This window comes from Oceanisphaera ostreae (genome assembly GCF_042676125.1).
GTDB lineage: Bacteria > Pseudomonadota > Gammaproteobacteria > Enterobacterales > Aeromonadaceae > Oceanimonas > Oceanimonas ostreae.
In genome coordinates, this window is sequence record NZ_JBHTJS010000034.1 from 1 (window position 1) to 15,479 (window position 15,479).

The window sequence follows — 15,479 nt, forward strand, 5'->3', positions numbered from 1 at the left end:
GGTATTCTGACGCCGTATAAGGATCGGTCAACCGATCGCCAAAATTTCTTAACTGATCGGTGTTAGGGCTTGCCCGGTATTTTTTTGCCTGAAATGCAGGCTTACGGCATTGGAGAGAGCCAGCTAAGCCCTCAACATACAGCTCGAATGTAGTAGCTGCTAAATCTTGCTCGCTGATAAATAATAAATCGGCGCAAAGATGTGGTTGCACCACATTGCACAGCTGAAGCAGTGCCTACATCCGTACGATATGTCGGTATCGACGGTGCTGTGGAGGTGCCTTTAACGTATAGCGTGGAACGTAAGGCGTACAGCGCATAGCTGAACTTTAAAATACTGGTGAAAAATAACTCATAGTCACTTGCGTACTGCCTTCAGATAAGTATAATAGCGCTCGCTTGGTACGGAACTATTTAGCTTATGTTATTTAATTCATGCGTAGACAAGCGAGCCGATAAGGCTCTTGTTAGGTCGCTTTTAGAGCTCCTAACCTTACAAGCCCCCGATTTGGGTGGCATCGTTGTTAAATCACACCCCCTTTTTCATATGAAAGAGTAGGCGGTGCGATTTATGTTCTTTATCCAATTGGAGCTCTGGTAATGCAGAACCAAAGAATTCGTATCCGTCTCAAGGCCTTCGATCACCGTCTGATCGATCAGTCTACTGCGGAGATCGTAGAAACTGCCAAACGCACTGGCGCACAGGTTCGTGGTCCTATTCCACTGCCTACTCGCAAAGAGCGTTACACCGTACTGACATCTCCACACGTGAACAAAGATGCACGTGATCAGTATGAAATTCGTACTCACAAGCGTCTAGTAGACATCGTTGAGCCAACTGATAAAACAGTTGATGCTTTGATGCGACTGGATCTGGCTGCTGGTGTCGACGTCCAGATCAGCCTGGGCTAATAACGGAAGAGGTTTATCAATGGCAATCGGTCTAGTAGGTCGTAAGCTGGGAATGACCCGTGTCTTCACCGAAGACGGCGTGTCCATCCCGGTCACCGTTATCGAAGTAGATGCCAACCGTGTTACCCAGGTGAAAACACTGGAAAAGGATGGCTACCAAGCTATCCAGGTGACAACTGGCGTCAAGAAAGCGATTCGTATCACCAAGCCACAAGCGGGTTTATTCGCTAAAGCTGGCGTGGAAGCGGGCCGCGGTCTGTGGGAATTCCGCCTGGGTTCAGGTGAAGGTGAAGGCATCGAAGTTGGTGCTCAGCTGAATGTTGACATCTTTAATGATGTTAAAAAAGTAGACGTTACCGGTACTTCTAAAGGTAAGGGTTTTGCAGGTACTGTTAAGCGCTGGAACTTCAGCATGCAGGACGCTACCCATGGTAACTCGCTCTCACACCGTGTACCGGGCTCGATTGGTCAAAACCAATCACCTGGTAAAGTGTTCAAAGGCAAGAAAATGGCCGGACACATGGGTGCTGAGCGTGTTACCACGCAAAACCTAGAAGTGGTTCGTGTTGATGTTGATCGTAACCTACTGCTCATTAAAGGTGCAGTACCGGGTGCGACTAACGGCAATGTGATCGTTAAACCTGCCGTTAAAGCGTAACGTCTGAGGAGATAGTAATGGAATTGGTAATGAAAGACGCGCAAGCCGCTCTTGAAGTTTCCGAAACTACCTTCGGGCGTGAGTTCAACGAAGCTCTGGTGCATCAGGTTGTAGTAGCCTATGCAGCAGGTGCTCGTCAAGGTACTCGTGCTCAGAAGACCCGTTCCGAAGTGTCTGGCGGCGGCAAGAAGCCGTGGCGCCAAAAAGGCACCGGCCGGGCACGTGCCGGTACCATCCGCTCTCCTATTTGGCGTGGTGGTGGTGTGACTTTTGCAGCTAAGCCGCAAGATCACAGCCAAAAGGTCAATAAGAAGATGTACCGTGGAGCTATCAGAAGCATTCTTTCTGAGCTGGTACGTCAAGAGCGTTTGATCGTGGTCGAGAAGTTCGGTGTGGAAGCGCCTAAAACTAAAGAACTGCTGGTCAAACTGAAGCAATGGGATCTCACTGATGTGCTGATCATCACTGCTGAAGTTGACGAGAACTTGTTCCTCGCCGCTCGCAACCTGTACAAGGTAGACGTGCGTGATGTAGCCGGTATCGACCCAGTTTCTTTGATCGCTTTCGACAAAGTATTGGTAACTGCTGACGCAGTTAAGCAAATCGAGGAGATGCTGGCATGATCCGTGAAGAGCGTATTTTAAAAGTTCTGAGGGCGCCGCATGTCTCTGAAAAAAGCACTATGGTTGCCGAAAAAACGAATACTATCGTTTTCAAAGTCGCCATGGACGCTACTAAAGCTGAAGTAAAAGCTGCGGTCGAGAAGCTGTTCGAAGTTGAAGTTAAAGATGTTCGCTCGTTAGTGGTGAAGGGTAAAACCAAACGCACCGGTAACCGCACAGGCCGTCGTTCCGATTGGAAGAAAGCCTACGTGACCCTGAAAGAAGGTCAAGACATCGACTTCATCGGCGGCGCCGAGTAAGAAAGGAGCAAGTTAAAATGGCAGTTATTAAGTGTAAGCCTACTTCTCCGGGTCGCCGTCATGTAGTTCAGATCAGCAACCCGGAATTGTACAAAGGTAAGCCGTTCGCCGCCCTGTTGGAGAAAAAATCCAAGACTGGTGGTCGTAACAACGCTGGCCGTACAACTAGTCGCCACATTGGTGGTGGTCACAAGCAGCATTATCGTTTAGTTGACTTCAAACGCAACAAAGACGGTATTCCGGCTAAAGTTGAGCGTTTAGAGTATGATCCTAACCGTTCTGCTCACCTTGCCTTGCTGTTGTTTGCCGATGGCGAACGTCGCTATATCTTGGCACCTAAAGGTGTTCATGCTGGCGATACCATCCTGTCTGGCGATGCCGCACCGATCAAAGCAGGTAACTGCTTACCGATGCGTAACATCCCAGTAGGTAGCACAGTGCACGCTATCGAGATGAAACCTGGTAAGGGCGCGCAGATTGCACGTTCTGCAGGTACTTCCGCCCAGATTCTGGCGCGTGAAGGCACTTACGTTACCCTGCGTCTGCGTTCTGGTGAAGTACGTAAAGTACTGGCCGAATGTCGCGCAACTATGGGTGAAGTAGGTAACTCTGAGCACATGCTACGTCAATTGGGTAAAGCTGGCGCAACGCGCTGGCGCGGTATTCGTCCTACCACTCGTGGTGTGGCGATGAACCCAGTGGATCACCCGCACGGTGGTGGTGAAGGTCGCAGTTCTGGCGGTCGTCATCCGGTTACTCCTTGGGGTAAGCCGACTAAGGGTGCCAAAACTCGTAAAAATAAGCGTACTGAGCCGTTAGTAGTACGTCATCGTAACAAGTAATCGTTATTTAGAGGTATCGCCATGCCACGTTCTCTCAAGAAAGGTCCTTTTATTGACCTGCACTTGCTGAAGAAGGTAGAGAAAGCGGTGGAAAGCGGGGAAAAGAAACCAATTAAGACTTGGTCCCGTCGTTCAATGATCATTCCGAACATGATCGGTTTGACCATCGCTGTCCATAATGGTCGCCAACATGTGCCCGTATTCGTTTCTGAAGAAATGATCGGCCACAAGTTAGGCGAATTTGCACCGACTCGTACTTATCGCGGCCACGTCGCTGATAAGAAGGCCAAGAAGCGTTAAGGGGTAAAAGATGGAAGCTATAGCTAAACACCGCTTTGCTCGCACTTCTGCCCAGAAGGCGCGCTTGGTAGCCGATCAAGTTCGAGGTCTAAGCGTAGACAAGGCACTGAACGTTTTAACGTTCAGCCCAAAGAAATCTGCCGTTCTGGTTAAGAAAGTACTTGAATCTGCCATTGCCAATGCCGAGCACAATGAAGGTGCGGACATCGATGAGCTGACAGTGGCTAAGATCTTCGTTGACGAAGGTCCCACCATGAAGCGTATTCGTCCACGAGCCAAAGGCCGCGCGGACCGTATCATGAAGCGTACCAGCCACATTACTGTGGTTGTGTCCGACCGCTAAGAGGCTAGGAGATAAGCAATGGGCCAGAAAGTACACCCGAATGGTATCCGCTTAGGGATTACCAAGCCTTTTAACTCGACCTGGTTTGCGAGTACCAAGGATTTTGCTGATTTTTTACACAGTGATTTTCAAGTGCGTCAGTACCTCAATGAGGAACTGAAAAGCGCTTCGGTATCGCGTATCGTGATCGAACGTCCTGCGAAGAGCATCCGTGTGACTATTCACACTGCCCGTCCAGGCGTGGTTATTGGTAAGAAAGGCGAAGACGTGGAGAAACTGCGCAAGCACGTAGCCAAATTGGCTGGCGTTCCTGCACAGATCAACATTTCCGAAGTGCGTAAACCTGAGCTAGATGCCAAGCTGGTTGCGGATTCAATCGCTTCTCAGTTAGAGCGACGTGTAATGTTCCGCCGTGCTATGAAGCGCGCCGTGCAGAACGCGATGCGTATCGGCTCTAAAGGCATTAAGGTAGAAGTTAGCGGTCGTCTAGGCGGCGCAGAAATCGCGCGTACCGAATGGTACCGTGAAGGTCGTGTGCCATTGCACACCCTGCGTGCCGACATCGACTATGCAACTTCTGAAGCAGCTACCACTTACGGCATCATCGGCGTGAAGGTTTGGATATTTAAAGGTGAAGTTCTAGGCGGCCTACCAGTCGTTGAAGAGCCAGCTCCATCCAAGCCAAAGCGCAAAGGCCGCGGTAAGTAAGGAGACTCGGAAATGTTGCAACCAAAACGTACGAAATTCCGTAAAGTCCACAAAGGCCGCAACCGCGGTGTGGCAACTACTGGTAACCTGATTTCTTTCGGTACCTATGGTTTGAAGGCGACTACGCGCGGACGTATAACTGCTCGCCAGATCGAAGCGGCACGTCGTGCTATGACTCGTCACGTTAAGCGTCAAGGTAAAATCTGGATCCGTATATTCCCAGACAAGCCTATTACTGAAAAGCCCCTAGAAGTTCGTATGGGTAAAGGTAAGGGTAACGTTGAATATTGGGTAGCCCAGATTCAGCCCGGTCGTGTTCTGTATGAGATGGACGGTGTACCTGAGTCACTGGCTCGTGAAGCCTTTGCACTGGCAGCAGCAAAATTGCCAGTTAGGACCACTTTCGTAACTCGGACGGTGATGTGATGAAAGCACAAGATCTGCGTGAAAAGAGTGTTGATGAACTGAACCAAGAACTGCTGGACTTGCTGCAGGCGCAATTTAAAATGCGCATTCAAGCAAGTACTGGTCAGCTGGAACAGACTCACAACATCAAAATTGTACGTCGCGATATCGCACGTGTTAAAACTGTTTTGAACCAAAAGGCAGGGGCGTAAGATGAGCGAAACTAACGTTCGAACTCTGCAAGGCAGTGTAGTTAGCGACAAGATGGAGAAATCCATCACAGTAGCTATTAGCCGTTTCGTGAAGCACCCGATTTACGGGAAGTACATGAAGCGCACTACTAAGCTGCACGTGCATGATGAGAATAATGAATGTAAGAGTGGCGACGTCGTGACTATTCGCGAATGCCGTCCATTGTCTAAGACTAAGTCTTGGACTTTAGTGAAGATTATTGAGCGCCCGGTTAAAGCCTAAGGTTTTCTAAATAATTTTTGCTTGGTCAAACGGCTCTATTTTAGGGCCGTTTGTTTTTTATGCTTTCTTTTTGAGATTTGGCAGTGCTATAATGTCGCGCCTTCAAAGGGCAGCCAATATCCCGAAAGGGTTTTAATAAAGTAATCACTTTAGCGGAGCACTAACATGATCCAAATGCAAAGTATGCTGGACGTGGCCGACAACTCCGGCGCACGTAGCGTAATGTGTATTAAGGTCCTGGGTGGCTCGCACCGCCGCTACGCCGGAATCGGCGACATCATCAAAGTTACTGTTAAGGAAGCAATTCCTCGCGGTAAAGTAAAAAAAGGTGATGTAATGAACGCGGTGGTCGTACGCACTCGGAAAGGCGTTCGTCGCTCGGACGGCTCAGTCATCCGTTTCGACCGCAACGCGGCCGTGATTTTAAATAGCAATCAACAGCCGATCGGAACTCGTATTTTCGGTCCTGTGACGCGCGAACTTCGTAATGAGAAGTTCATGAAGATTGTTTCACTGGCACCTGAAGTACTGTAAGGAGTCAAACGATGGCAGCTAAAATCCGTCGTGATGATGAAGTCATCATTCTTACCGGCAAAGACAAAGGCAAGCGTGGCAAAGTCACAAAAGTCCTAGTTGAAGCAGGTAAAGTAGTAGTCGCAGGTCTTAACCTGAACAAGAAACACCAAAAGCCGGTCCCACAATTGGGCCAAGCTGGCGGTATTATTGAGCAGGAAGCACCTCTCGACGTTTCAAATGTAGCGTTGTTCAACTCTGCCTCTGGCAAAGCTGATCGCGTTGGTTTCCGGTTTGAAGACGACAAAAAAGTTCGTTTCTTCAAGTCTACCGGCGAACTTGTGAAGTAATTGGAGTTTATACGATGGCGAAACTGCATGGTTACTACAATGAATCTGTAGTAAAAGAGCTGATGAGTCAGTTCGGGTATAAGTCTATCATGCAAGTCCCTCGGATTGAGAAAATCACCCTGAACATGGGTGTAGGTGAAGCTCTGGCTGATAAAAAGATCTTAGATAATGCTGCTGCCGATATGGCCGCCATTTCTGGTCAAAAGCCATTAGTGACACTAGCTCGTAAATCCGTTGCTGGCTTCAAAATACGTGAAGGCTACCCCATTGGTTGTAAAGTAACTCTACGCGGCGAGCGTATGTGGGAGTTTCTGGAACGTTTGATTTCTATTTCAATCCCTCGGATTCGTGACTTCCGTGGCCTGAACACTAAGTCGTTCGATGGTCGTGGTAACTATTCCATGGGTGTGAAAGAGCAAATCATCTTTCCTGAAATCGAGTATGACAAAGTAGACCGTATGCGTGGTATGGATATTACCATTACTACTTCTGCTAAGTCAGACGAAGAAGGGCGTGCTCTGCTGGCTGCCTTTAACTTCCCATTCCGCAAGTAAGGGTAGGGTTATGGCAAAACAATCAATGAAAGCTCGCGAAGTCAAGCGCGCAAAGCTTGTTGAGAAATACTCAACTAAGCGTCAAGCACTGAAAACTCTCATTTCTAGCGTGCATACTTCTGAAGAAGACCGTTGGGATGCAGTGCTGAAACTGCAGCAATTGCCCCGTGACGCAAGTCCCTCTCGTCAGCGTAACCGCTGCAACATCACAGGCCGTCCGCATGGTTTTCTGCGGAAGTTCGGTCTGAGCCGCATTAAAGTGCGTGAGCTGATGATGAAGGGTGAAATTCCAGGCCTGAAGAAGGCTTCTTGGTAAGCGAACGGGAGTAATACAAAATGAGCATGCAAGATCCGATAGCGGATATGCTAACCCGCATCCGCAACGGTCAGGCAGCCAATAAAGTGGCTGTGACCATGCCTTCTTCTAAAGTAAAAACGGCTATTGCCAAAGTACTGAAAGAAGAAGGTTATATTGCTGACTTTAACGTGGTTGGTGAAACTAAACCTGAGCTGGAAGTTACTTTAAAGTACTTCGACGGTGAAGCTGTAGTTGAACTGATCCAACGTGTTAGTCGCCCAAGTCTGCGCATCTATAAGAAGCACGACGATCTGCCAAAAGTAATGGCAGGAATGGGTGTTGCTATCATTTCCACGTCCAAAGGTGTGATGACCGACCGTGCAGCGCGTAAAGCGGGCATGGGCGGTGAGATCATCTGCTACGTTGCATAAGGAGTAGATATGTCTCGCATTGCTAAGGCACCTATCGAAATTCCTGCCGGCGTAGAAGTGACGTTGAACGGTCAGGAAATTACTATCAAGGGCAGCAAAGGTACTTTAAACAGTACTCTTAATGCTGCCGTTGAAATCAGCCAGAATGATAACGTGCTGACGTTTGCCCCACGTGAAAACGTAGCAAATGCAAATGCCCAGGCGGGTACTGCCCGTTCTCTGGTCAATAACATGGTTGTCGGTGTTACCGAAGGCTTTGAGCGCAAGCTGCAGCTGGTTGGTGTTGGCTATCGTGCCCAGATTAAAGGCAATGCAATTGCATTGTCTCTGGGTTTCTCTCACCCGGTTGAGTATGCGCTTCCTGAAGGCGTGTCAGCTGAATGTCCGACCCAGACTGAGATTGTTCTCAAGTCTGCGGACAAACAGCAGATCGGTCAGGTCGCTGCCAATATTCGTGCGTACCGTAAGCCAGAGCCCTACAAAGGCAAAGGCGTTCGCTATTTCGGCGAACAGGTGCGCAGTAAAGAGGCCAAGAAGAAGTAAGGTAACACTATGCTCAAAAAATCAGCTCGTATCCGCCGTGCTACAAAAGCACGTGCAAAGATGCTGGAACTGGGTGCGACTCGCCTGGTGGTTCACCGTACTCCGCGTCATATGTATGCCCAGGTTATTGCATCTGGTAGTTTAGCCGTGTTGGCTTCTGCGTCTACCGTAGAAAAAGCACTGCGTGAACAGATGAAATCGACCGGCAATATAGATGCCGCAACAGCAGTCGGTAAAGCTATCGCTGAGCGCGCTCTTGAAAAAGGCGTAACAGCTGTCGCTTTTGACCGTTCCGGTTTCCAATATCACGGTCGCGTAGCTGCATTAGCTACCGCTGCACGTGAAGCTGGTCTTCAGTTCTAAAGGTGGAGTCGAAAATGGCAAAAATCGAAGCTCAAGCCGGCGATCTGCAAGAGAAGCTCATTGCAGTTAACCGTGTTTCAAAAGTTGTAAAAGGTGGTCGTATCTTCTCCTTCACCGCTCTGACGGTAGTAGGCGACGGTAACGGTCGTATTGGTTTTGGTTACGGTAAAGCACGTGAAGTTCCTGCTGCGATTCAAAAAGCAATGGAACAAGCTCGTCGTAACATGCGTACTGTTGGCCTGAACAATGGCACCTTATTCCATCCGGTAAAAGGTCGTCACTCTGGTTCAAACGTATTTATGATGCCTGCTTCTGACGGTACCGGTATTATTGCCGGCGGTGCAATGCGCGCCGTATTAGAAGTAGCTGGTGTTCATAACGTACTGGCTAAGACGTACGGTTCTACCAACCCAAACAACGTAGTTCGCGCTACTATCGGTGCTCTGGCTAAAATGAAGTCGCCAGAACAAATCGCCGCTAAGCGTGGTCTGCGCGTTGACCAAATACTGGGGTAATCTACCAATGGCTAACAAGACTGTAAAAGTAACACAGACTCGCAGCGCTATCGGTCGTTTGCCTAAGCATAAGGCAACGTTGCGTGGCCTGGGTCTGCGTCGCATTGGTCACACCGTAGAGCTGGAAAATACAGCTTGTGTACGCGGTATGATCAACCAGGTTTACTACATGGTAAAGGTTGAGGAGTAATCGCATGCGTTTGAATACTCTATCTCCAGCACCCGGTTCCAAGCCAAGCGCTAAGCGTGTAGGCCGTGGTATCGGTTCAGGTATGGGCAAGACCGCTGGACGTGGCCATAAAGGTCAGAAATCTCGTTCTGGTGGTAAGGTTCGTAACGGTTTTGAAGGCGGTCAAATGCCTTTGAAACAGCGTTTACCGAAGTTTGGTTTTACTTCGCGTAAAGGTCGAGTTACTGCCGAAATCCGCTTGAGCGAGCTGGCTAAAGTTGAAGGCAATGTGGTTGATTTGAACACTCTGAAGCAAGCTGGCTTGGTTACCAAGAATATCCAGTTCGCCAAAGTTGTTCTGTCAGGCACTGTTGACCGTCAAGTGACTGTGGTTGGTTTGGGCGTCACCAAAGGTGCACGCGCAGCTATCGAAGCAGCCGGCGGTAAAATCGAGGAATAATAAGTACTATGGCCAAAAAACCAGGATTAGAAGCTAAAGGCAAACAGGGTGGGCTGGGTGAATTGAAGAGTCGTTTACTCTTCGTTCTTATCGCGATAGTTGTATTTCGCGCCGGCTCCTATGTGCCTATTCCTGGAATTGACGCCGCCGTACTTGCCGAGTTGTTTAAACAACAGCAGGGCACCATCATTGAAATGTTTAACATGTTCAGTGGTGGTGCTCTGGAACGAGCGTCCATATTGGCGCTGGGTATAATGCCGTATATTTCTGCGTCCATTATTATCCAGTTACTGACTGTGGTTCACCCCGCCTTGGCTGAGCTCAAGAAGGAAGGTGAATCTGGCCGTCGAAAGATCAGTCAGTATACCCGGTATGGCACACTCGTTCTCGGCACCATCCAGGCCATCGGCATTGCTACCGGCTTACCGAATATGATGCCCGGACTCGTGGTTAACGCGGGACTGGCTTTCTATTTTACAGCGGTAGTGAGTTTGGTCACCGGCACCATGTTTTTAATGTGGTTAGGTGAGCAAGTAACCGAACGAGGCATTGGCAATGGTATCTCGTTGATAATCTTCGTGGGTATTGTTGCTGGTCTGCCATCGGCCATTGGTGCCACGGCAGAGCAGGCGCGTCAGGGGGAATTGCACGTATTGTTGCTGTTGCTGCTGGCCGTGATTGTGTTTGCGGTAACGTATTTCGTGGTATTTGTTGAGCGTGGGCAACGCCGCATTGTGGTGAATTACGCCAAGCGTCAACAAGGCCGCCAAGTATTTGCGGCACAAAGTACACACCTGCCCTTGAAAGTGAACATGGCGGGGGTTATTCCGGCAATTTTCGCATCCAGTATTATTCTTTTCCCAGGTACCGTAGCCTCATGGTTCGGCCAAGGAGAAGGATGGTTTGCCAATGCTCTGCAAGAGGTTTCTCTTGCCCTGCAACCTGGTCAGCCGCTGTATGTGTTATTGTATGCCGCAGCCATTATCTTTTTCTGTTTCTTCTATACCGCGTTGGTGTTTAACCCGCGCGAGACGGCAGATAACTTGAAGAAGAGTGGTGCTTTCATTCCAGGCATACGCCCGGGTGAGCAGACAGCGCGCTATATCGATAAGATAATGACACGCCTGACGTTAGTTGGTGCTTTGTACATTACCTTTGTCTGTTTAGTGCCACAGTTCTTGATGACAGCTTGGAACGTCCAGTTCTACTTTGGTGGTACCTCGCTGTTAATTATTGTGGTCGTCATTATGGACTTCATGGCTCAGGTGCAAACCCACATGATGTCTCATCAGTATGGCGATGTAATGAAAAAAGCGAATCTGAAAGGTTACAACCGCTAAGATTCGATTATTTACGGAGTAAAGCAATGAAAGTTCGCGCTTCCGTTAAGGCAATTTGCCGTAACTGCAAAATCGTTAAACGCCACGGCGTAGTACGTGTACTTTGCACTGAGCCAAGACATAAACAGCGTCAAGGCTAAAAAGTTACGGTTTAACTTGTAATTTAAAGGCAAGGTGGCTAAAGTAGCCACCCTCCCTTGTTAGGGTGTCTGTACAGTCGTTGCGTATCCTTTACGGGCTTTGCAATGGCTAAATATTTATAACTTTGTAGGAGTGCATAGTGGCCCGTATCGCTGGCATTAACATTCCTGACCATAAACATGCAGTTATTGCGTTAACTGCAATTTATGGCATAGGCCGTACCCGCTCTCAAGCCATTTGTGCTGCAGCCGGTATCGCTGAGAATGTGAAGATTAAAGAATTGGATGAAGCTCAGGTAGAAACTCTGCGTGAGCAAGTAGCCAAGTTCATTGTTGAAGGTGACTTACGTCGCGAAATCTCCATGAACATCAAGCGTCTGATGGACCTGGGTTGTTACCGAGGATTGCGCCATCGTCGCAGCCTTCCCCTTCGTGGTCAGCGCACTAAGACCAATGCGCGTACGCGCAAGGGTCCACGTAAACCGATCAAGAGATAACGGGAAGGTAGATAATGGCTAAAACTCCGGCTCGTAGCACGCGTAAGCGCGTCAAAAAGCAGGTGAGCGATGGGATTGCCCACGTTCATGCATCTTTCAACAACACCATAGTAACTATTACTGATCGTCAGGGTAATGCTCTTTCTTGGGCAACTGCTGGTGGTTCAGGTTTCCGTGGTTCTCGTAAGTCCACCCCGTTCGCCGCTCAGGTAGCTGCAGAACGCGCAGGTGAAATTGCGAAAGAATACGGTGTTAAAAACCTAGAAGTAATGGTGAAAGGTCCGGGTCCGGGCCGTGAGTCATCCATTCGTGCGTTGAATGCTGCGGGTTTCCGCATCACCAACATCACGGACGTGACTCCCATCCCGCACAACGGTTGTCGTCCTCCTAAGAAGCGTCGCGTATAACACTTCTTGTAGGATAGTTGGAGAAAGAACATGGCAAGATATCTGGGCCCCAAGCTCAAACTGAGTCGTCGCGAAGGAACTGATCTTTTCTTAAAGTCAGGTGTTCGTTCGATTGATTCTAAGTGTAAAATTGATACCGCACCTGGTCAACACGGCGCTCGTAAAGCCCGTTTGTCCGACTATGGTGTACAGCTGCGTGAAAAGCAGAAAGTTCGTCGTATGTACGGCGTTCTGGAAAAGCAATTCCGCAACTACTATAAAGAAGCTGCTCGCTTGAAAGGCAATACCGGTGCAAACCTGTTGCAGCTGCTGGAAGGTCGTCTGGACAACGTTGTTTACCGCATTGGTTTTGGCTCTACACGTGCCGAATCACGCCAGTTGATCAGCCACAAGGCGATTCTGGTAAACGGTAAGGTTGTGAATATTCCTTCCTTCCAAGTTTCTCCCGAGGATGTTATCAGCATTCGCGAGAAGGCGAAGAAACAAGCCCGGATCAAAGCCGCTCTTGAGGTTTCCGGTCAACGTGAAAAGCCGACTTGGGTAGAAGTTGACGTTACTAACATGCAAGGCGTATATAAGCGTCTGCCTGAGCGTAGCGACCTGTCTGCCGAAATCAACGAACAGCTGATCGTCGAGCTTTACTCTAAGTAAAGCTAGCTTCTAGGAGAGAGGACATAATGCAGGGTTCTGTAACAGATTTTCTTAAGCCGCGTCTGGTTGATATCGAACAAATCAGCCCGACTCATGCCAAGGTGACTCTCGAGCCGCTGGAGCGTGGCTTTGGTCATACATTGGGTAATACGCTACGTCGTATTCTGCTTTCATCCATGCCGGGTTGTGCTATTACTGAAGTCGAAGTCGACGGTGTACTGCACGAGTACAGCAGCAAGGAAGGTGTTCAGGAAGATATCCTGGAGATCTTGCTTAATCTTAAAGAAGTTGCTGTGAAGCTGGAAGGCAAGGACGAAGTCACCCTGTCTCTGACCAAAACTGGTGCAGGTCCCGTAACAGCAGGCGACATCACCCATGGTGATGACGTCGAGATTGTTAACCCAGAGCATGTTATCTGTCATCTGACAGGGAATGATGCCGAAATCAGCATGCGTTTAAGAGTGCAGCGCGGCCGAGGCTATGTACCTGCTTCTGCTCGAGCTCACACTGAAGACGACGAGCGTCCAATTGGTCGTTTATTGCTGGATGCGGCTTATAGCCCAGTGGTTCGTATCGCCTATAACGTTGAGGCGGCCCGTGTTGAACAGCGTACCGATTTAGATAAGCTGGTTATCGACATGGAGACTAATGGCACATTAGATCCCGAAGAAGCTATTCGCCGCGCAGCCACTATTATGGCTGAGCAGCTTGAAGCCTTCGTTGATTTACGTGACGTAAGTGAACCAGAAGAGAAAGAAGACAAGCCTGAGTTCGATCCGATACTGCTGCGTCCTGTCGACGATCTGGAACTGACAGTTCGTTCAGCGAACTGTCTAAAGGCTGAAGCGATCCACTACATTGGTGATCTGGTACAGCGTACCGAGGTTGAGTTGTTAAAGACTCCTAACCTAGGTAAGAAATCTCTTACTGAGATTAAAGACGTGTTGGCGTCTCGTGGTTTGTCTCTGGGCATGCGCCTAGAGAACTGGCCGCCTGCCAGCATCGCTGATGAATAAGCCGGGTCACGGGTTTTACAGATTTAGTTAGGAAGGATTAGGTCATGCGCCATCGTAAGAGTGGTCGTCAACTTAACCGGAACAGCAGCCACCGTCAGGCAATGTTCCGCAACATGGCTAGCTCCTTGGTTCGTCATGCAGTTATTAAAACGACACTGCCCAAGGCAAAAGAGCTTCGTCGAGTAGTTGAGCCTTTGATAACATTGGCTAAAATCGACACAGTAGCTAACCGTCGTCTAGCATTTGCCCGTACTCGCGACAGCGAAGTAGTAGGTATTTTGTTCAACGATTTGGGACCTCGCTACCAGGAGCGTCCGGGTGGATACACCCGCATCCTGAAGTGTGGTTTCCGTGCAGGCGATAATGCACCTATGGCTTATATTGAGCTAGTAGGTCGTGATATCGAAGCACAAGCAGCTTCTGAAGAGTAAGCATACAAAGCCGGGTTCGCCCGGCTTTTTCTTGTCCGCTCCCCGGTAAAAAAACGCTTTACGTTATACGCCGTACGCCGTAAGACCCCCCTCCACTGGAATACCCCCATCTAGCTAATGTTTAATTTTGAATTCTTAATGCTGAATGAAACTAAAAAACAGCACCAAGCTTAAGCAAAGCTCATTACCTACCTGAATTTACTGCGCCTACCTATATAGTGCTGAAAACGTTCCGCCTTCGGCGAAATGCGAGAGCAAGCGTTCGCCTACAAAAGAGAGCCCTTCGGGCAGCGGTAAGCCGTTAGCTTTAAGCGATCAGCTAAAGACAAACTCCGTCTTTTGTAGTCTCACGCTTCAGTTGTGGGCTCTGCAAAGTAGAAGGGGTGGGGCAGTGTTGAGTTTTTAGTGTTGAATGTTGAGTGAAACCAAACAGCAAGCGTTCGCCTACGAAAGAGCCGTGAAGGGTGAAGCGTAAAGAGTAAAGTGGACGACATGGGACAAAGACCACACCTAGTAATCCGTATTTGAAGGATGGGCAAATGACAACACCCAAACTAATCTACGTATTCAGGTTTGCTTCGGCTGTCACTTTTGCTTGTGCCTAGCCTCAGCCCTTACCGTTAAAGGTCACTTTCAGATCTGATTACTATTTTTCCGTGTTCTTCCGTGCATTCCGTGGCAAAAATAGGTTTTAGTATCGGTGTGATGTTTTACACCAATCCGCCTTTGGTGAAATGCGAGAGCAAGCGTTCGCCGACTAAAGAGAGCCCTGCGGGCAGTGGTAAGCCGTAAGCTTTAAGCGATCAACTAAAGACAAACTCCGTCTTTTGTTGAGCTAGGCGCCTGGTGCTTGGCGCTCGGCGCTGCTTTTGTGGGTAACTCTGTGTGCAACATGTGTGCTTGCTGGGTGTTTAAGCAGTCAGTCATTAAAGTGTCACGTATCGTAAGAAAGACCTTGCGTGAAAAACGCAAATCTCTATACTCCACCTCACTGACACGGGGCAAGTCGCTCACGGTCACAAGGGTTTGTAAGAACGGAAATTAAGTTCTAAACAAACACTTGACGAATACTACGGAATGCGTAGAATACGCATCCCTGACCTGAGATACGGTCAACGCTCTTTAACAATTTATCAAGCAAACTGTGTGGGCACTCGCAGGTCGTTGAGAACAAAAATATTGTTTTTTCAATGTCTTGTGAAGTGCACCTAGAAATAGAAGTACATCAGTAATTCATT

Annotated in this window: 29 protein-coding genes; 28 read left to right on the plus strand and 1 reads right to left on the minus strand. The window is 48.8% G+C overall.

Features of this window, described 5'->3' with window-relative positions; genetic code table 11:
* On the minus strand, positions 1–211 hold a 211-nt coding region (locus ACFQ1C_RS08370; protein WP_379558155.1), incomplete at its 3' end, for a hypothetical protein.
* Between the two features lie 388 nt (positions 212–599).
* Between ACFQ1C_RS08370 and rpsJ the strand changes: the two genes are divergently transcribed.
* The 28 genes from rpsJ to rplQ all read left to right on the plus strand — a co-directional run bounded on the left by rpsJ (position 600) and on the right by rplQ (position 14,241).
* Positions 600–911 (plus strand): 30S ribosomal protein S10, encoded by a 312-nt coding sequence (rpsJ, locus tag ACFQ1C_RS08375; RefSeq protein WP_104487277.1) that lies wholly within the window; start codon positions 600–602, stop codon positions 909–911.
* A 19-nt stretch (positions 912–930) separates the two neighbouring features.
* Complete coding sequence (rplC, locus tag ACFQ1C_RS08380) at positions 931–1,569, plus strand: 50S ribosomal protein L3 (protein ID WP_379558156.1); 639 nt, start codon at positions 931–933, stop codon at positions 1,567–1,569.
* Between the two features lie 17 nt (positions 1,570–1,586).
* On the plus strand, positions 1,587–2,192 hold the full coding sequence (rplD, locus tag ACFQ1C_RS08385; RefSeq protein WP_379558157.1) for a 50S ribosomal protein L4: 606 nt from the start codon (positions 1,587–1,589) through the stop codon (positions 2,190–2,192).
* Positions 2,189–2,491, plus strand: coding sequence for a 50S ribosomal protein L23 (gene rplW / locus ACFQ1C_RS08390; protein WP_319783065.1), 303 nt, complete (start codon positions 2,189–2,191; stop codon positions 2,489–2,491). The genes rplD and rplW overlap by 4 nt, the downstream gene beginning before the upstream one ends.
* A gap of 17 nt (positions 2,492–2,508) precedes the next feature.
* On the plus strand, positions 2,509–3,333 hold the full coding sequence (gene rplB / locus ACFQ1C_RS08395; RefSeq protein WP_379558158.1) for a 50S ribosomal protein L2: 825 nt from the start codon (positions 2,509–2,511) through the stop codon (positions 3,331–3,333).
* 21 nt (positions 3,334–3,354) lie between these two features.
* Entirely contained in the window at positions 3,355–3,633 is a 279-nt protein-coding gene (rpsS, locus tag ACFQ1C_RS08400) for a 30S ribosomal protein S19 (protein ID WP_086964532.1), read from the plus strand.
* 10 nt (positions 3,634–3,643) lie between these two features.
* A complete protein-coding gene (gene rplV, locus ACFQ1C_RS08405) occupies positions 3,644–3,976 on the plus strand; it encodes a 50S ribosomal protein L22 (RefSeq protein ID WP_379558159.1) in 333 nt (110 codons plus the stop codon).
* An 18-nt stretch (positions 3,977–3,994) separates the two neighbouring features.
* Positions 3,995–4,684, plus strand: a complete 690-nt coding sequence (gene rpsC, locus ACFQ1C_RS08410; protein ID WP_379558160.1) for a 30S ribosomal protein S3 — start codon at positions 3,995–3,997, stop codon at positions 4,682–4,684.
* A gap of 12 nt (positions 4,685–4,696) precedes the next feature.
* Positions 4,697–5,110: a 50S ribosomal protein L16 gene (rplP, locus tag ACFQ1C_RS08415; RefSeq protein WP_379558161.1), complete on the plus strand. Its 414-nt coding sequence runs from the start codon at positions 4,697–4,699 to the stop codon at positions 5,108–5,110.
* Entirely contained in the window at positions 5,110–5,301 is a 192-nt protein-coding gene (rpmC, locus tag ACFQ1C_RS08420) for a 50S ribosomal protein L29 (RefSeq protein ID WP_379558162.1), read from the plus strand. Before rplP ends, rpmC begins: the two co-directional genes overlap by 1 nt.
* Position 5,302: 1 nt before the next feature.
* Positions 5,303–5,563 carry a 30S ribosomal protein S17 gene (gene rpsQ / locus ACFQ1C_RS08425; RefSeq protein ID WP_379558163.1) on the plus strand — a complete coding sequence of 87 codons (261 nt, stop codon included), beginning with the start codon at positions 5,303–5,305 and terminating at the stop codon, positions 5,561–5,563.
* Between the two features lie 165 nt (positions 5,564–5,728).
* Complete coding sequence (rplN, locus tag ACFQ1C_RS08430) at positions 5,729–6,097, plus strand: 50S ribosomal protein L14 (RefSeq protein ID WP_379558164.1); 369 nt, start codon at positions 5,729–5,731, stop codon at positions 6,095–6,097.
* Between the two features lie 11 nt (positions 6,098–6,108).
* Positions 6,109–6,426, plus strand: a complete 318-nt coding sequence (rplX, locus tag ACFQ1C_RS08435; protein ID WP_379558165.1) for a 50S ribosomal protein L24 — start codon at positions 6,109–6,111, stop codon at positions 6,424–6,426.
* Between the two features lie 14 nt (positions 6,427–6,440).
* Positions 6,441–6,980: a 50S ribosomal protein L5 gene (gene rplE, locus ACFQ1C_RS08440; protein WP_379558166.1), complete on the plus strand. Its 540-nt coding sequence runs from the start codon at positions 6,441–6,443 to the stop codon at positions 6,978–6,980.
* A gap of 10 nt (positions 6,981–6,990) precedes the next feature.
* Complete coding sequence (rpsN, locus tag ACFQ1C_RS08445; protein WP_379558167.1) at positions 6,991–7,296, plus strand: 30S ribosomal protein S14; 306 nt, start codon at positions 6,991–6,993, stop codon at positions 7,294–7,296.
* A 20-nt stretch (positions 7,297–7,316) separates the two neighbouring features.
* Positions 7,317–7,709 carry a 30S ribosomal protein S8 gene (gene rpsH, locus ACFQ1C_RS08450; protein ID WP_379558168.1) on the plus strand — a complete coding sequence of 131 codons (393 nt, stop codon included), beginning with the start codon at positions 7,317–7,319 and terminating at the stop codon, positions 7,707–7,709.
* Between the two features lie 9 nt (positions 7,710–7,718).
* Positions 7,719–8,252 carry a 50S ribosomal protein L6 gene (gene rplF / locus ACFQ1C_RS08455; protein ID WP_379558169.1) on the plus strand — a complete coding sequence of 178 codons (534 nt, stop codon included), beginning with the start codon at positions 7,719–7,721 and terminating at the stop codon, positions 8,250–8,252.
* A gap of 9 nt (positions 8,253–8,261) precedes the next feature.
* Complete coding sequence (gene rplR / locus ACFQ1C_RS08460) at positions 8,262–8,615, plus strand: 50S ribosomal protein L18 (protein WP_379558170.1); 354 nt, start codon at positions 8,262–8,264, stop codon at positions 8,613–8,615.
* A 14-nt stretch (positions 8,616–8,629) separates the two neighbouring features.
* Positions 8,630–9,130 (plus strand): 30S ribosomal protein S5, encoded by a 501-nt coding sequence (gene rpsE, locus ACFQ1C_RS08465; RefSeq protein WP_379558171.1) that lies wholly within the window; start codon positions 8,630–8,632, stop codon positions 9,128–9,130.
* Positions 9,131–9,137: 7 nt separating this feature from the next.
* Entirely contained in the window at positions 9,138–9,320 is a 183-nt protein-coding gene (rpmD, locus tag ACFQ1C_RS08470; protein WP_379558172.1) for a 50S ribosomal protein L30, read from the plus strand.
* A gap of 4 nt (positions 9,321–9,324) precedes the next feature.
* Positions 9,325–9,759: a 50S ribosomal protein L15 gene (gene rplO / locus ACFQ1C_RS08475; RefSeq protein WP_379558173.1), complete on the plus strand. Its 435-nt coding sequence runs from the start codon at positions 9,325–9,327 to the stop codon at positions 9,757–9,759.
* 8 nt (positions 9,760–9,767) lie between these two features.
* Entirely contained in the window at positions 9,768–11,099 is a 1,332-nt protein-coding gene (secY, locus tag ACFQ1C_RS08480) for a preprotein translocase subunit SecY (protein ID WP_379558174.1), read from the plus strand.
* A 26-nt stretch (positions 11,100–11,125) separates the two neighbouring features.
* Positions 11,126–11,239 carry a 50S ribosomal protein L36 gene (gene rpmJ / locus ACFQ1C_RS08485; RefSeq protein WP_086964549.1) on the plus strand — a complete coding sequence of 38 codons (114 nt, stop codon included), beginning with the start codon at positions 11,126–11,128 and terminating at the stop codon, positions 11,237–11,239.
* A 140-nt stretch (positions 11,240–11,379) separates the two neighbouring features.
* A complete protein-coding gene (gene rpsM / locus ACFQ1C_RS08490; RefSeq protein ID WP_086964550.1) occupies positions 11,380–11,736 on the plus strand; it encodes a 30S ribosomal protein S13 in 357 nt (118 codons plus the stop codon).
* A gap of 14 nt (positions 11,737–11,750) precedes the next feature.
* Positions 11,751–12,143 carry a 30S ribosomal protein S11 gene (gene rpsK / locus ACFQ1C_RS08495; RefSeq protein ID WP_379558175.1) on the plus strand — a complete coding sequence of 131 codons (393 nt, stop codon included), beginning with the start codon at positions 11,751–11,753 and terminating at the stop codon, positions 12,141–12,143.
* 30 nt (positions 12,144–12,173) lie between these two features.
* Entirely contained in the window at positions 12,174–12,794 is a 621-nt protein-coding gene (rpsD, locus tag ACFQ1C_RS08500; protein ID WP_379558176.1) for a 30S ribosomal protein S4, read from the plus strand.
* A gap of 26 nt (positions 12,795–12,820) precedes the next feature.
* Entirely contained in the window at positions 12,821–13,810 is a 990-nt protein-coding gene (locus tag ACFQ1C_RS08505) for a DNA-directed RNA polymerase subunit alpha (RefSeq protein WP_379558177.1), read from the plus strand.
* A gap of 44 nt (positions 13,811–13,854) precedes the next feature.
* Positions 13,855–14,241 carry a 50S ribosomal protein L17 gene (gene rplQ / locus ACFQ1C_RS08510; RefSeq protein WP_379558178.1) on the plus strand — a complete coding sequence of 129 codons (387 nt, stop codon included), beginning with the start codon at positions 13,855–13,857 and terminating at the stop codon, positions 14,239–14,241.
* The last annotated feature ends 1,238 nt before the right edge of the window (positions 14,242–15,479 follow it).

Excerpts from the sequence above, each read along its gene's own strand:
- rpsN (WP_379558167.1), top strand. The coding sequence starts at position 6,991 with ATGGCAAAACAATCAATGAAAGCTCGCGAAGTCAAGCGCGCAAAGCTT.
- rplC (WP_379558156.1), top strand. The coding sequence starts at position 931 with ATGGCAATCGGTCTAGTAGGTCGTAAGCTGGGAATGACCCGTGTCTTC.
- rpsJ (WP_104487277.1), top strand. The coding sequence starts at position 600 with ATGCAGAACCAAAGAATTCGTATCCGTCTCAAGGCCTTCGATCACCGT.
- rplN (WP_379558164.1), top strand. The coding sequence starts at position 5,729 with ATGATCCAAATGCAAAGTATGCTGGACGTGGCCGACAACTCCGGCGCA.
- ACFQ1C_RS08505 (WP_379558177.1), top strand. The coding sequence starts at position 12,821 with ATGCAGGGTTCTGTAACAGATTTTCTTAAGCCGCGTCTGGTTGATATC.
- rplE (WP_379558166.1), top strand. The coding sequence starts at position 6,441 with ATGGCGAAACTGCATGGTTACTACAATGAATCTGTAGTAAAAGAGCTG.
- secY (WP_379558174.1), top strand. The coding sequence starts at position 9,768 with ATGGCCAAAAAACCAGGATTAGAAGCTAAAGGCAAACAGGGTGGGCTG.
- rpmJ (WP_086964549.1), top strand. The coding sequence starts at position 11,126 with ATGAAAGTTCGCGCTTCCGTTAAGGCAATTTGCCGTAACTGCAAAATC.
- rpsE (WP_379558171.1), top strand. The coding sequence starts at position 8,630 with ATGGCAAAAATCGAAGCTCAAGCCGGCGATCTGCAAGAGAAGCTCATT.
- rplR (WP_379558170.1), top strand. The coding sequence starts at position 8,262 with ATGCTCAAAAAATCAGCTCGTATCCGCCGTGCTACAAAAGCACGTGCA.
- rplP (WP_379558161.1), top strand. The coding sequence starts at position 4,697 with ATGTTGCAACCAAAACGTACGAAATTCCGTAAAGTCCACAAAGGCCGC.
- rplD (WP_379558157.1), top strand. The coding sequence starts at position 1,587 with ATGGAATTGGTAATGAAAGACGCGCAAGCCGCTCTTGAAGTTTCCGAA.
- rpsC (WP_379558160.1), top strand. The coding sequence starts at position 3,995 with ATGGGCCAGAAAGTACACCCGAATGGTATCCGCTTAGGGATTACCAAG.
- rplQ (WP_379558178.1), top strand. The coding sequence starts at position 13,855 with ATGCGCCATCGTAAGAGTGGTCGTCAACTTAACCGGAACAGCAGCCAC.
- rpsD (WP_379558176.1), top strand. The coding sequence starts at position 12,174 with ATGGCAAGATATCTGGGCCCCAAGCTCAAACTGAGTCGTCGCGAAGGA.
- rpmC (WP_379558162.1), top strand. The coding sequence starts at position 5,110 with ATGAAAGCACAAGATCTGCGTGAAAAGAGTGTTGATGAACTGAACCAA.
- rpsQ (WP_379558163.1), top strand. The coding sequence starts at position 5,303 with ATGAGCGAAACTAACGTTCGAACTCTGCAAGGCAGTGTAGTTAGCGAC.
- rplB (WP_379558158.1), top strand. The coding sequence starts at position 2,509 with ATGGCAGTTATTAAGTGTAAGCCTACTTCTCCGGGTCGCCGTCATGTA.
- rpsS (WP_086964532.1), top strand. The coding sequence starts at position 3,355 with ATGCCACGTTCTCTCAAGAAAGGTCCTTTTATTGACCTGCACTTGCTG.
- rpmD (WP_379558172.1), top strand. The coding sequence starts at position 9,138 with ATGGCTAACAAGACTGTAAAAGTAACACAGACTCGCAGCGCTATCGGT.
- rpsK (WP_379558175.1), top strand. The coding sequence starts at position 11,751 with ATGGCTAAAACTCCGGCTCGTAGCACGCGTAAGCGCGTCAAAAAGCAG.
- rplW (WP_319783065.1), top strand. The coding sequence starts at position 2,189 with ATGATCCGTGAAGAGCGTATTTTAAAAGTTCTGAGGGCGCCGCATGTC.
- rpsH (WP_379558168.1), top strand. The coding sequence starts at position 7,317 with ATGAGCATGCAAGATCCGATAGCGGATATGCTAACCCGCATCCGCAAC.
- rplV (WP_379558159.1), top strand. The coding sequence starts at position 3,644 with ATGGAAGCTATAGCTAAACACCGCTTTGCTCGCACTTCTGCCCAGAAG.
- rplO (WP_379558173.1), top strand. The coding sequence starts at position 9,325 with ATGCGTTTGAATACTCTATCTCCAGCACCCGGTTCCAAGCCAAGCGCT.
- rplX (WP_379558165.1), top strand. The coding sequence starts at position 6,109 with ATGGCAGCTAAAATCCGTCGTGATGATGAAGTCATCATTCTTACCGGC.
- rplF (WP_379558169.1), top strand. The coding sequence starts at position 7,719 with ATGTCTCGCATTGCTAAGGCACCTATCGAAATTCCTGCCGGCGTAGAA.